Raw genomic sequence first — 12,432 nt, 5'->3', positions numbered from 1 at the left:
GCGATGCCGCGCATGACGATGATCGAGGCAATCCGTTCGGCGCTCGACGTCTCGATGGCTCGCAACGACGACGTCGTGGTCTATGGCGAGGACGTCGGTTTCTTCGGCGGAGTGTTCCGCTGCACGCAGGGCCTGCAGCAGAAGTACGGCGTCTCGCGCTGTTTCGACGCGCCGATCAGCGAATGCGGCATCGTCGGCACCGCGATCGGCATGGCCGCCTACGGCTTACGCCCCTGCGTCGAGCTTCAGTTCGCCGACTACATGTATCCGGCTTACGACCAGATCGTCTCGGAGGCAGCTCGCTTGCGTTATCGTTCGGCCGGCGACTTCACCTGTCCCCTGGTCATTCGCATGCCGACCGGCGGCGGCATTTTCGGCGGACAAACCCACAGCCAGAGTCCCGAGGCGCTGTTCACGCATGTCGCGGGACTGAAGACCGTAGTGCCGTCCAATCCCTATGATGCGAAGGGCCTCCTGATCGCGGCCATCGAGGATCCGGACCCCGTCATTTTTCTGGAGCCCAAGCGGCTCTACAACGGCCCGTTCGACGGTCATCACGATCGCCCGGTCACCGCATGGGCGAGGCACGAGCTCTCCGAAGTGCCGGACGGACATTACACCACGCCCCTCGGCAAGGCCGTGACGCGTCGGGCCGGCGAGGCTGTCACCATCCTTGCCTACGGCACCATGGTTCACGTCGCTCTCGCCGCCGTCGAGGAGACGGGAGTCGATGCCGATGTCATCGACTTGCGCACCCTGCTTCCGCTCGATCTCGAGACGATCGTGGCTTCGGTCGCCAAGACCGGCCGCTGCATCGTACTGCATGAGGCCACCCTGACTTCCGGCTTCGGCGCGGAGCTGACGGCGCTGGTGCAGGAGCACTGCTTCTATCATCTCGAAGCGCCGGTGATGCGCGTCACCGGCTGGGACACGCCCTACCCGCATGCGCAGGAATGGGACTATTTCCCCGGCCCAATCAGACTCGGGCAGGCGCTGCGCGACATCGCGGAGGCACGCTGATGGGCGAGCGCAGCGTCAAGCTTCCGGACATCGGGGAAGGCATTGCCGAAGCCGAGCTGGTCGAATGGCACGTCAAGCTGGGCGATCTCGTCCGCGAGGACGATTTGCTTGCCACCGTGATGACCGACAAGGCTTCGGTCGAAATTCCCTCGCCGCTCGCTGGCGAGATCAGCTGGATCGGCGCCCAGATCGGCGAAGCCGTGGCGATCGGCTCGACGCTCGTGAAGCTCAAGGTCGCCGGCGACGACGCCGCAGAGCCCAAAGACGAGGCGCCGGCGAAGGACGCCCCAGCGCCACCGGCCGCGACGAAAGCCGAAGCCCCGGATGCTCGGCCGGAGCCCGCCGCCCGCGTTCACCCCGCGGCGATCGAGACCCCGCCATCACCCACATCTGCGGTCCGCCGCGCGCCGGGCGAGAAGCCGCTGGCCTCGCCCGCGATACGCCTCAAGGCGCGCGAAGCCGGCATCGACCTGCGTCAGGTTCACGGCACGGGCCCCGCCGGACGCATCACCCACGAGGACATCGACGGCTTCCTGTCGCGCGGACCGGCGCCGGTCCACGGTCGCGGCCTGAGCCCGAAGACCGCCATCACCGACGTCAAGGTGGTGGGCTTGCGCCGCCGCATTGCCGAGAAGATGGCGCTGTCGAAGTCACGCATTCCGCACATCACCATCATCGAGGAAGTCAACGTCTCGCCGCTGGAGGATCTTCGCGCGTCGCTGAACAGGAAGCCGACGCCGGAGCATCCCAAGCTGACGCTGCTGCCGTTCCTGATGCGTGCCATGGCCAAGGCGCTTGCCGAACAGCCCGCGCTCAACGCGCTCTATGACGACGAGGCCGGCATCGTGCATCAGCATGCCGGCATCCATATCGGCATCGCGACCCAGACCCCGTCGGGCCTCGTCGTGCCCGTGGTGAAGCATGTGGAGGCGCGAGACCTCCGCGATTGCAGCATCGAGCTGAATCGCCTCGCGCAGCGCGCCCGCGAGGGCACCGCGACGCGCGAGGAACTGACCGGCTCGACCATCACCATCACCTCGCTCGGCGCGCTCGGCGGCCTTGCGACCACGCCGGTGATCAACCATCCCGAAGTTGCCATCGTCGGCGTCAACAAGATCGCGGTGCGTCCGCTCTGGGACGGCACGCAGTTCGTGCCCTGCAAGATGATGAACCTCTCCTCCAGCTTCGATCACCGCGTCATCGACGGATGGGACGCGGCCGTCTTCGTGCAGAGGCTCAAGGAGCTGCTGGAGAATCCGGCGACGATCTTCGTCGATCCCTGAGACGGAAGAAGCAATGACCGAGATCACCTGTCAGCTTGTCGTTATCGGTGGCGGCCCCGGCGGCTATGTGTGCGCGATCCGCGCCGGCCAGCTCGGCCTCGACACCGTCCTCGTCGAACGCGGCAAGCTGGGCGGAAGCTGCCTGAACGTCGGCTGCATTCCCTCCAAGGCGATGATTCACGTTGCCGAGGAATTCGAGAAGCTGACGGAGGCCGCCAGCGGCAAGACACCGTTCGGCCTGACGGCCGCGCAACCAGCACTGGACTTCAAGCAGGCGATCGCCTGGAAGGACGGCATCGTCCAACGCCTGAACAACGGCGTCGCCGCGCTGCTCCGCAAGGCCAAGGTCAAGATCGTGCAGGGCCATGCACGCTTCCGCGACGGCAAGACGATCGTCGTCGAGACCGAGACCGGCCCGAAGACGATCAAGGCCGAGACGGTCGTGATCGCGACCGGCTCGGCGCCCGTCGAGTTGCCGTCGCTGCCGTTCGGCGGCAGGGTCATCTCCTCGACCGGCGCTCTCTCGCTCGCAGAAGTGCCAAAGTCCCTTGTCGTCGTCGGCGGCGGCTATATCGGGCTCGAACTCGGGACCGCCTTCGCCAAGCTGGGGAGCAAGGTGACCGTGGTGGAGGCGCAGGACAACGTCCTGCCGCTCTACGATGCCGAGCTGACCGCTCCGATCACAAGACGCCTGAGCGCGCTCGGCGTCGAAGTGATGTCCGGCGCCAAGGCGCTCGGCCTCACCGCTAAGAGCGACGGATTGCGCGTCGAGACGGCCGACGGCCGCGAGCGCAGCCTGAAGGCTGACAAGATTCTCGTCACGGTCGGGCGCGCGCCGGTCACTGCCGCATTGGGGCTGGAGCAGCTCGTGCTCGACATGGACGGCGGCTTCATTCGGATCGGCCAGCATTGCGAGACCTCGATGCGCGGCATCTACGCGATCGGCGATGTCACGGGAGAACCGATGCTGGCCCATCGCGCCATGGCGCAGGGCGAGATGGTGGCGGAAATCGCCGCCGGCATGCCGCGCGCATGGGACAAGCAGTGCATCCCGGCGATCTGCTTCACCGATCCCGAGATCGTCTCGGCGGGCCTGTCACCGGAAGAGGCTCGCCGAGCAGGCATCGACATCAAGGTTGGGCAATTTCCCTTTGCAGCCAACGGCCGCGCGATGACGCGCCATGGCGAGCCCGGCTTTGTGCGCGTCGTCGCCAGGGCCGACAATCAGCGCGTCCTTGGTATCCAGGCGGTCGGCCAGGGCGTATCGGAGCTTTCTGCCGCGTTTGGCCTCGCGATCGAGATGGGCGCGGTCTTGCAGGACATCGCCGGCACGATCCACGCGCATCCCACGCTGGGCGAAGCGATCCAGGAAGCCGCCTTCAAGGCGCTCGGCCACGCCATCCACGTCTAGCTTCGTTACCGCTCCGATCAGGAGAACCGCCGGTCGATGCCGTCACGCAGGTGATACCAGGCGCTGACGATCGGGAGGAACCATGGTCGACCGCCATAGTAGAACTCGGTCGGAAACTCGGGCGCATCGAACGCAACGCGCCTGTTCGCCTTGCCGAGAATCTTGAGCGCGGTCTGATGGCCTAGATAGGTCATCAGCGCGACGCCGTTGCCGTTGCAGCCCATCGCGAAATGGACGCCTTCGTCGGTCCCCATATGCGCGACCTTGTCGAAGGTCATCGCGACCTTGCCGCGCCAGGAATGCGTGATCCGGAACTTGGAGAGCTGCGGCCAGACCTCCTCGAGCCGGGCGGCGAGCGTCGTCGCCGCCGTGCGCTCGTCGACATCGACGAAGCTCGGACGGCTGCCGAACAGGATCCGCGTGCCATCGGGCGAAGGCCGTGTATAGTACAGCTCACGCTGGCTGTCGGAGATCATGCGCCGGCCGGGATTGATCGCATCCATCAATTCGGGCGGGAGCGGTTCGGTCGCGATCTGGTAGCTGTAGACCGGAATGACCCGCTTGCGCAGCCGCGGCGTCGCCTGGCCGGTATAGCCGTTGGTCGCCACCACCACCTCGCGCGCACGCACTTCACCCCGCCCGGTGACAACGCGAAAGCCGCCCTCCTCGCGCTCGATCGCCTTGACCGGCGCGTGCGAGAACAGGCGGGCACCGCAGCGGCGCGCGAGGTCACGCAGTGAGCGCGCATAGAGTCCCGGATGCAGCCCGCCATAGTCGTCGACCACGATGCCGCCGTGATAGAACTCGGTCGCCGTGATGCGCTGCTGCTCGCTGCGGGGGATGGTGTGCACGGTCACGCCCGTCATCTGGTGCAGCAGTTCGCCCTGCCTGCGCAGGCGATCGAAATGCTTCGGCACAAAGGCAGCGAAGTAGCGGCCGCTCTTGTGATAGCCCGCGTCGAGCTTCTCCTGGGCGATCAGGTTCTCGATGTGCTCGAACGATGCGACGGAGTCGGCCAGCAGATCCGACACGCGCTCGCGCGCCTTGCCGCGCACGGCGCCCGTCATCACCATCTTCTGACCGCTGGAGACCATGCCGCCGCTACGCGTGCTCGCGCCGGCGCCCAGCGCTTCGGCATCCAGCACCACCGTGTCGGTACCGTTCCTGGCGAGCTCGGCCGCGGCTGACAACCCGCTATAGCCGCTGCCGACGACGACGACGTCGGCTTTGGCCGGAAGCGGATCCCTGGCGTCCTCGGGAGGCGCGGCGTCCCACCAATAGGGGTCCGTGATGAGCTGCGAAACGTCCATCTTCATCTCCTAGATCAAGGGGCCCTGCGGCGCGCAGAGCGCGTCGAAGCATCGGGCCGCATCGGCAAGCGCATCGGCGCCAAGCAAGGTTTCGAAGGTCGAAGCCGCCGCCGCGCCAAGCACGCTGCCGGCATTCGCGAGGAACTTTTCGCGCAACCGTGCGCGGCTGAGCCGATGCCGGCGGCTGCCACTCGGCTGCTCCGTGTAGCGCTCGACGATCGAGCCGTCCTCAAAAATGATCCGCAGGCGACTCGCCAGCGAGATGCCGCCGCCGGCCTTCGGCAGGCTGGCGTCGGGCTTCATCACGATGCGCGCCATCAATGCACGCACGCGATCGTCGGCGGCGAGCGCGTCGTCGAATTCGGCAAGGCCGAGCCGGCCGCGCATCAGCCCGACGGCAAGGCAATAGGGCATGCTGAACTTGCCCTCCAGCGCGGTCCTCGCGCCGTCATGGATCAGGATGCCCGGCGCCGCCTCGTCGACGTCGACCTCGATGGAGCGGATCGCGGCCGGATCGAGGTTGCGCTCCGACATCAGGGCGAAGAGCGAATCGAGCGCGGTGTGCGCGCAGGTGCAGCAGGGATAGGCCTTGATCGTCACGCCGGGAGAATCGAGCAGCCAGGGACGACCGAAATCGGCGGGCTCCATCTGCAAGGCCTGGCCGCCGAAGACCTTCACAAAACCCGTCGGGCCGAACAGGCTGCCGGGCGTCGACGAGAAGCCGCCGCGGGCCAGTTCTGCCGCCATGACTCCGCTCCGCGCGGCGTTGCCGGTCTGGAGCGATTTCGTGTCGCTGCCGAAATTGCTGCGTAGGCCGCCAGCGAGTGAGGCCGCAATTCCGAGCGCATGCCGCATGCGCTCGGGGGCCAGATCGAAAACGAGGCCCGCGGCCGCGGCGGCGCCAAGCGCACCCAGCGTCGCGGTCGCGTGGAAACCGCGCGTGTAGTGCGAGGGGTTGAGCAACGGTCCGAGGCGCATGATCAACTCGACGCCCGCGACATAGGCCTCGACGAGCCTGGCTCCGGAGACGGACGCGAGCTCGACTGCGGCCGCCGCCGCAGTCAGCACCGTGACCGTCGGATGCGACAGCGACAGTTCCGCCTCGTCGTCGTCGAAATCATCGATATGGCCTGCGACCGCGTTGAGCAGCGCAGCGTCGCGCGCCGGCAGAAAGCCCGCTCCGCCCCAAATTCTGGTGTGCCCGGGCGCAGCCGACGGCCGCGGCGCAAGTACGTGTGAAACGCGCAGAAAGGTCTCGGAGCGCAGGCCGGCCGCAGCCACGCCAACGAAATCGGCAATATGCTCCCAGGCGAGGGTTCGGATCGCGGGCGGCAACTCAGGCGCTCGCGCAACGATCGCGGCGGCGAGACTGGCTTCGAGAGTTGCGGCGTCAACGGTCATGGCACATTCGCTGGATACGAGTGGAAGGAGATGCTCAGCCGCGCGGGACCTGCGAGAGGCGGGTGAGAGACGGCTTATCGGCCTGCGCGCGCTCATGCCGGCCGAGCCCGGCCTCGAGACGTCCGCTGGCGAACGACAGGGTAGAGCAAAGCAAGAAATAGATGACGAGCACGACGCCATACAGCGTGAAGGGCGAGAGACCGCCATCCATGATAGTGGTGCGCTCGATGACGATCTGGGCGGTCTTCAGCAGTTCGCGCACACCGATCAACGCGCCGATCGAGGTCCCCTGCACGAGTTGCGTGACGAGGCCGAGATAGGGCGGCAGAATCGGCCGCAAGGCCTGCGGCAGGATGACGAACCGCATCGCCTTGAGCGGATGCAGCCCCAGGGCCGCGCTGGCATCGAATTGCCCTCTCGGAATCGCCTTGATGCCGGCACGGATGATGATCGCGCCGTTGGCGCCGCCCCATGCACCGAGACCCGCGACCGTTGCGCCGAACGGATTGAGGCCGATGCCGACGGCGGGCGCCACGAAGTAGACCATCATGATGGTGACGAAGAGAGGAATGTCGCGCATCACTTCAACGAGAATCCGGGACGGCCATTGCAGCCAGACCGACCTCGACAGCATCCCCGCGGCGAGCAGGACGGCAACCGTCGTCGCAGCGACGATGACTGCGAGCGTCAGCGCCAGGGTCAGGGCGAGCCCCTGCGCCAAGATCTCCTGGTTGATGAGGATGGTCTGCATCGCTATCGCGCCAGGAACGGTCGTTGCAGGTAGGATTCGAGCCTGGTCGCTCCGGCCGACATCGCCAGCACGAGGACGAGATAGAAGATGCAGATCGCGGCGAAGAGCTCGATGGTGCGGAATTCGAGCGAGTTGCGGTCAATCGCCACGAAGGTCAGCTCGGCGAGCCCTATGGCCTGCAGATAAGACGAGTTCTTCAGCATCGCGATGCTGGTATTGGCCATCGATGGAACGGCGGTGCGCAAGGCGATGGGAAGCGCGACCAGGAGCGCGTATTGCCAGGTCTTGAGCCCGAGCGCGCGCGCGGCATCGCGCGTGCCCTGGGATACCCCGACATAACCGGCGCGAAAGCTCTCGAGGTGATAGCAGCCACCCCAGACGGAGAGGCAGAGGACACCCGACCAGAACGCCGACAGCCTGACACCGATCACAGGCAGCCCGTAGAAGATGAAGAAGAGCTGGACCAGGAGCGGCGTGTTCCGGATGAAGGCAACATAGCCGCGGGCCGGCCAAACGAGGAAAGGACGGCCCGAGAGGCGCATGACGGCCCCGATCGCGCCGATCGCGAGCGAAAGCAGGATCGCGATCACGCTGACGATCAATGTCGTGCGCAACCCACGCAGCAGCGCCGGAAGCGTATCGTAGAGGTAGGCCCAATCGAAGCCGTCGATCATGCTGCGTCACCTCGAGGACGGCCGCGCGAGGCGGCCGTCATCCAGCAGGGCTGGCTCACTTCTTCGGTGCGTCGCTCTCGTAGAACTTGATCGTCTCGTCGCGAACCATGACATCGGAGACGACGGTCGGCACGACCTTGGAATAGAATTTTTCGTCGCGCAGCTTGCCGAGTTGCGCATCCAGCCAGGCTTTCCATTCCGGCTCGTTCTTGCGCACGCCCGCACCGATGAACGCGACGTCGAAGACTTCCTGTTCCGGCAGGATCGCCAGATCCTTGTTGGCCGAGAGGATCGGAAACAGCACCGAGGTGTCGCCTGCGTAACCGTCCGCCCTTCCCTGGCGCATCGCCTGAAGCGCTTCGGCGACTGTGTTCAGCCGCAGCGTCTGGACATCAGGCATGTTTTTCTCGAGCCAGACCGCCTGCGATGCGCCCTTGAGCACGGAGATGGTCTTGCCCTTGAAGTCCACGAGCGACTTCGCAGCGCCGCTCTTGAGCTGGATGACGCCGCTTGCGCCCCAGCAATAGGGAGTGGTGAAGTCGATCACCTTCTGCCGCTCGGGGTAGATGCCGAGCGTTGCGATGATCAGATCGACCTTCTTGGCGTTGAGCGTCGGAATGCGTGCCTCGGAGGTGACGCATTGCAATTCGGCCTTGTCGGGCGAACCGAACGCAATCTCGGCGATGCGCTTCGCCATCTCGACCTCGATGCCAGCGAACTTGCCCTTCTCGTCCAGGAAACCGGAGGGTGGGTAGTCGCATTTGACGCCGACCTTCAGGACACCCTGGCTCTTGATGAAATCCGGAAGCGACGGTTCAGCGGCGCGCGCGGCACCGAGGCCGGCCATGAGAACCCATACGCAGGCAGCGATCAGGCGGCCCGCGCCGCCGATGGTGGAAAGACGCATGACGATCCTTTCGATCGGTGTAGGCGCCGCCCCGGCATCGCAGCGTGACCGAAAGATTGACCGCCTCCCGGAACCGCGTCAACAAAAATTCGTATAGTGATTGAAATTTATAATTACTTCCATAATATGGATTTATTGGAGGCCAAATGAAAAAACAAAGCGGAGCACAGGCGCTGGAACGAGGGCTCGCCGTGCTCGAAGCCGTTGCCGCTGCGCCACCGGAAGGAATGCGGCTCACCGAAATCGCCGAGACCTGCGGACTGGAGCAGCCGACGGCGCATCGTCTCGTCGCGGCCCTCGAACGCGGCGGCTATCTCACCCGCGTCGGCGATACCAAGCGTCTCCGCCTCGGGCTCAAGCTATTTCAACTCGGCGCGACGGGGGCCGATGCCGGAGGTCTTGCCGCCGCGGCGCGCCCCGCACTGGTCCGACTTGCGGCAGCCTCGGGCGACTGCATGTTCCTGATGGCGCGTTCCGGCTTCGACGCCGTCTGTCTCGACCGCCAGGATGCGAACTACACGATACGCAGCCTCACCGGTCATGTCGGCGGGGCGACCCCACTGGGATTGGGTCCGGGCAGCACGACGATCCTTGCGCATCTGCCGGAGGCCGAGCGAGCGGAGGTGCTCGCCGCAAACCGCGACCGCATCCTCGCTCTGGGTCACGACGTGCCGTCGAAGGCGGATCTGGCGGCAATCTGCAAGCGCGGCTTCTGCCATGAGGTCAATCGCTCGGTCGCCGGCATCGTCGGAGCGGCCGTTCCGATCATGACCCCAAAGGGCCATCCGATCGCGGCGATCGCGATCGGCGCGACGGAAGCCCGGCTGCCGGAGACGCGATTGATCGACGTCATCGCCACGATGAAGGAGGAAGCGCGCAGGGTCGAGGCGATCATCGCTTCATCGCGAGACGGGCTTCTCTCGTGAGGGAGCGGCCGGCAGACGATCAGGCGCCGATGACCTCAGCCATTGGCGCCAGCGTCACTCCCGCTGCGGCAAGGCGCGCCTTCAGGCGCTGCGCCATCGCAACCGCGCCGGGCGTATCGCCGTGGACACAGACACTGTCGATGCGGGTCGGCAACCGCGCGCCCGACAGGCACGTAATCGCGCGGTCCTCGATCATGCGAATGACCCGTTCGGACGCGACCTCAGCATCATGAATGACGGATCCGGCGAGGCGGCGCGACACCAGATTGCCGTTGTCGGCATAGGCACGATCGGCATAGATCTCGCGCACCAGCGGCAGGCCGAATTTCTCGCCGGCCCGCTCGGTTTCCTGGCCGGGCATCACCACGAAGATCAGGTTGCGGTCGATGGTGCGGATCGCACGCGCCACGGCTTCGGCGAGGTCGCGATCCTCCGCGGCGATGTTGCCGAGCGCGCCGTGGGTCTTGACGTGGCGGACGGGGTGACCGGCGTCGGAGGCCAGCGCCATCAGCGCGCCCACCTGGTAGAGCACGATCTTCTCGATGTCGGCGGGGCGCTCGCCCTGGATGGGCCGGCGGCCGAAACCCCAGAGATCGAGAAAGCCGGGATGCGCACCGGCCTGCACGCCATTGGCCTTCGCCTCGCTCAAGGTGCGATGCATGACCAGCGGATCGCCGGCATGAAAGCCGCAGGCGATGTTGGCGGAGGTGACGGTCCGCAGCATCTCGGCGTCATCGCCGAGGCTATAGACGCCGAAACCTTCGCCCATGTCGCAGTTCATATCGATCAGAGTCATCGTCGTCCTCATTAGGCGTGCAGGTTCGATATACCCATGATACGGGGTGTGCGTCACGAAAAATCCGGCGCGCCGCTTGCATGGGGCGGTGACGCTTTTCGAAGGGCATGCGTAGCTCCAACACCTTTGCGACGGCATGAACGAGCATGTTGAATGATGCACTCTACGCGGTGCCGCGATTCCGCCGATCCGGCGACGCTGCGCTGACGGTCGAAGTCGGCGACGGCATCCACGCCGATGTCAACGCGCGCGTCGTCGACCTCGACCGTGCGCTGACTGAGCGTGCGCTGCCCGGCATCGTCGAGATCGTGCCGACCTACCGCACGCTGCTGGTCTGCTTCGATCCGGTCATGCTGTCACGGCGCGACATCGAGACCGAGATCATGGCACTGTGGCCGCCGGTCGCCCCGAAGGGACAGGCCCGCCGCCGCTGGACCGTTCCAGTCGCCTATGGCGGCGACAACGGCATGGACCTGGACTGGCTCGCACAGCGGCTCGACACCACCACGGACGAGATCGTCGCGCGGCACAGCGCAGCCGAATACCGTGTCTACATGATCGGCTTCATGCCGGGATTTGCCTATCTCGGCGGGCTCGATCCCGCACTTCATGTCGATCGGCGTCCGGAGCCCAGGCTCGTGACGCCGCCGTGCAGCGTCTCCGTCGGAGGCCAGCAGGCCGCGGTTGCGCCACCACTCGCCGCGCCCAGCGGCTGGCACATGCTCGGCCGCACGCCGGTGCGCTCCTATGACCCGCGACGCACGCAAGAACCCTTCCTGTTCCGCGCAGGCGATCTGCTGCGGTTTCATCCCATCGCCGCTACCGAATTTGCCGCGCTGGAGCGCGCGGCTGAAACGGGCGCGATCATCGCCGAGAGAGAAGAGTTGAAGGTCTGAGCGGCGCAATGTCTGTTGATCTCGAAATCATCGAGCCCGGTCTCGCAACGACCCTCCAGGATCTTGGCCGCAGCGGCTTCCAACGCTTTGGCATCTCGGCGTCGGGCGTGATGGATCCGATTGCGCTCGCAACCGCCAACGCTTTGGTCGGCAATAAGCTTGAGACGGCCGCCCTCGAAATCACCCTCGCAGGACCCACGCTCACCTGCGCCGGTGCCGATATCCGCTTCGCGCTTGCAGGTGCGGACTTCGCTATCGCCATCGACGGCCGGCCGGTCTCATCCCACGAAACGCACGATCTGAAGGCAGGCCAGCGCCTCTCGATCGGGACCGCGCGGGATGGCGCGCGCGCCGTGCTCGCCGTCTCCGGTGGATTTCAGATCGCGCCGATGCTCGGCAGCGTCTCGACGCATTCGCGCAGCCAGCTCGGCGGGCTCGACGGTGGTCCGCTGCGTGCGGGCGATCGGTTGCCGCTGGCAGCTCCCGGACTGCCGCCGCGGCCGCATCTGATGGTGTCCCCGGCGCACCGCCGCCGCACGCAAGGCCCCATTCGCGTCCTCCTCGGCCCGCAGGACGATGCCTTCAGCGCCGGAGGAATCGCAACGTTCTTTGCCTCCGACTACACCGTCACGCCCCTGTCCGACCGCATGGGATGCCGGCTCGAAGGGCCGCGGGTTCAGCACGCGGGCGCGGTCGGTATCGTTTCCGACGGCACAGTGTTCGGCAGCATCCAGATTCCGGGAAATGGCCAGCCGATCATCCTGCTCGCCGATCGCCAGACCACCGGAGGATATCCAAAGATCGCAACCGTGATCTCGGCGGACCTGCCGCGGCTCGCTCAGCTCCGCCCCGGCGAACGCATCCGCTTTCAGGCGATCGAGGAAGACGTTGCCGTGCAGCTCGCCCGCGACATGCGCGAACGGATCAGGCGCATCGATGCATCCCTGGTCGAGATCCAGCGTACCGCCGCACCGACGAGCGACCATTTGCTGGCGTGCAATCTCATTGGCGGCGTGATTTCCGCGTTCGATTGAACAGAGGCGAGCGCTGAACGGCC

General features: G+C 66.0%; 12 protein-coding genes. 6 read left to right on the top strand and 6 right to left on the bottom strand.

The features are described from left to right. Positions 1–3 precede the first annotated feature (3 nt). Genes JQ603_RS07995 through lpdA form a run of 3 tightly spaced genes read left to right on the top strand, consistent with a single transcriptional unit; the run spans position 4 to position 3,714 of the window. Entirely contained in the window at positions 4–1,020 is a 1,017-nt protein-coding gene (locus JQ603_RS07995; RefSeq protein ID WP_212337908.1) for an alpha-ketoacid dehydrogenase subunit beta, read from the top strand. After that, the gene (locus JQ603_RS07990; protein WP_212337907.1) at positions 1,020–2,303 is read left to right on the top strand and encodes a dihydrolipoamide acetyltransferase family protein; all 1,284 of its coding nucleotides are present in this window, start codon (positions 1,020–1,022) and stop codon (positions 2,301–2,303) included. Before JQ603_RS07995 ends, JQ603_RS07990 begins: the two co-directional genes overlap by 1 nt. Before the next feature lie 13 nt (positions 2,304–2,316). Continuing rightward, positions 2,317–3,714 carry a dihydrolipoyl dehydrogenase gene (gene lpdA, locus JQ603_RS07985; RefSeq protein WP_212337906.1) on the top strand — a complete coding sequence of 466 codons (1,398 nt, stop codon included), beginning with the start codon at positions 2,317–2,319 and terminating at the stop codon, positions 3,712–3,714. Between the two features lie 17 nt (positions 3,715–3,731). Here lpdA and JQ603_RS07980 read toward each other — a convergent pair whose 3' ends face one another. From JQ603_RS07980 to JQ603_RS07960, 5 genes are read right to left on the bottom strand one after another with little or no spacing between them, the layout of a single operon-like run. Next, the gene (locus tag JQ603_RS07980) at positions 3,732–5,024 is read right to left on the bottom strand and encodes an NAD(P)/FAD-dependent oxidoreductase (protein ID WP_245003413.1); all 1,293 of its coding nucleotides are present in this window, start codon (positions 5,022–5,024) and stop codon (positions 3,732–3,734) included. A 9-nt stretch (positions 5,025–5,033) separates the two neighbouring features. Next, positions 5,034–6,425, bottom strand: a complete 1,392-nt coding sequence (locus JQ603_RS07975; RefSeq protein ID WP_212337904.1) for an MmgE/PrpD family protein — start codon at positions 6,423–6,425, stop codon at positions 5,034–5,036. A 34-nt stretch (positions 6,426–6,459) separates the two neighbouring features. After that, a complete protein-coding gene (locus tag JQ603_RS07970; protein WP_212337902.1) occupies positions 6,460–7,176 on the bottom strand; it encodes an amino acid ABC transporter permease in 717 nt (238 codons plus the stop codon). A gap of 2 nt (positions 7,177–7,178) precedes the next feature. Next, the gene (locus JQ603_RS07965) at positions 7,179–7,850 is read right to left on the bottom strand and encodes an amino acid ABC transporter permease (RefSeq protein WP_212337901.1); all 672 of its coding nucleotides are present in this window, start codon (positions 7,848–7,850) and stop codon (positions 7,179–7,181) included. Positions 7,851–7,905: 55 nt separating this feature from the next. Continuing rightward, positions 7,906–8,757: a transporter substrate-binding domain-containing protein gene (locus JQ603_RS07960; RefSeq protein WP_212337900.1), complete on the bottom strand. Its 852-nt coding sequence runs from the start codon at positions 8,755–8,757 to the stop codon at positions 7,906–7,908. Positions 8,758–8,903: 146 nt separating this feature from the next. On the opposite strand from JQ603_RS07960, the gene JQ603_RS07955 reads away from it, so the two are divergent. Then, on the top strand, positions 8,904–9,683 hold the full coding sequence (locus JQ603_RS07955) for an IclR family transcriptional regulator (protein WP_212337899.1): 780 nt from the start codon (positions 8,904–8,906) through the stop codon (positions 9,681–9,683). Between the two features lie 19 nt (positions 9,684–9,702). On the opposite strand, the gene JQ603_RS07950 is transcribed toward JQ603_RS07955, so the two are convergent. Next, the gene (locus tag JQ603_RS07950) at positions 9,703–10,479 is read right to left on the bottom strand and encodes a LamB/YcsF family protein (RefSeq protein WP_212337898.1); all 777 of its coding nucleotides are present in this window, start codon (positions 10,477–10,479) and stop codon (positions 9,703–9,705) included. Positions 10,480–10,625: 146 nt separating this feature from the next. Between JQ603_RS07950 and pxpB the strand changes: the two genes are divergently transcribed. Both pxpB and JQ603_RS07940 read left to right on the top strand, forming a co-directional pair. Further along, positions 10,626–11,375, top strand: coding sequence for a 5-oxoprolinase subunit PxpB (gene pxpB, locus JQ603_RS07945; RefSeq protein WP_212337897.1), 750 nt, complete (start codon positions 10,626–10,628; stop codon positions 11,373–11,375). Between the two features lie 8 nt (positions 11,376–11,383). Beyond that, positions 11,384–12,409 (top strand): biotin-dependent carboxyltransferase family protein, encoded by a 1,026-nt coding sequence (locus tag JQ603_RS07940; protein ID WP_212337896.1) that lies wholly within the window; start codon positions 11,384–11,386, stop codon positions 12,407–12,409. The last annotated feature ends 23 nt before the right edge of the window (positions 12,410–12,432 follow it).

The sequence above is a fragment of the Bradyrhizobium liaoningense genome, assembly GCF_018130825.1.
In the GTDB taxonomy this organism is placed as follows: Bacteria; Pseudomonadota; Alphaproteobacteria; order Rhizobiales; family Xanthobacteraceae; genus Bradyrhizobium; species Bradyrhizobium liaoningense_B.
Note: the sequence above shows the minus strand (reverse complement) of the source record. Positions and strands in the feature narration are given on the sequence as shown.

Coding starts and splice junctions, on each gene's coding strand:
- JQ603_RS07995 (WP_212337908.1), top strand. CDS start 4: ATGCCGCGCATGACGATGATCGAGGCAATCCGTTCGGCGCTCGACGTC.
- JQ603_RS07990 (WP_212337907.1), top strand. CDS start 1,020: ATGGGCGAGCGCAGCGTCAAGCTTCCGGACATCGGGGAAGGCATTGCC.
- lpdA (WP_212337906.1), top strand. CDS start 2,317: ATGACCGAGATCACCTGTCAGCTTGTCGTTATCGGTGGCGGCCCCGGC.
- JQ603_RS07980 (WP_245003413.1), bottom strand. CDS start 5,024: ATGGACGTTTCGCAGCTCATCACGGACCCCTATTGGTGGGACGCCGCG.
- JQ603_RS07975 (WP_212337904.1), bottom strand. CDS start 6,425: ATGACCGTTGACGCCGCAACTCTCGAAGCCAGTCTCGCCGCCGCGATC.
- JQ603_RS07970 (WP_212337902.1), bottom strand. CDS start 7,176: ATGCAGACCATCCTCATCAACCAGGAGATCTTGGCGCAGGGGCTCGCC.
- JQ603_RS07965 (WP_212337901.1), bottom strand. CDS start 7,850: ATGATCGACGGCTTCGATTGGGCCTACCTCTACGATACGCTTCCGGCG.
- JQ603_RS07960 (WP_212337900.1), bottom strand. CDS start 8,757: ATGCGTCTTTCCACCATCGGCGGCGCGGGCCGCCTGATCGCTGCCTGC.
- JQ603_RS07955 (WP_212337899.1), top strand. CDS start 8,904: ATGAAAAAACAAAGCGGAGCACAGGCGCTGGAACGAGGGCTCGCCGTG.
- JQ603_RS07950 (WP_212337898.1), bottom strand. CDS start 10,479: ATGACTCTGATCGATATGAACTGCGACATGGGCGAAGGTTTCGGCGTC.
- pxpB (WP_212337897.1), top strand. CDS start 10,626: ATGTTGAATGATGCACTCTACGCGGTGCCGCGATTCCGCCGATCCGGC.
- JQ603_RS07940 (WP_212337896.1), top strand. CDS start 11,384: ATGTCTGTTGATCTCGAAATCATCGAGCCCGGTCTCGCAACGACCCTC.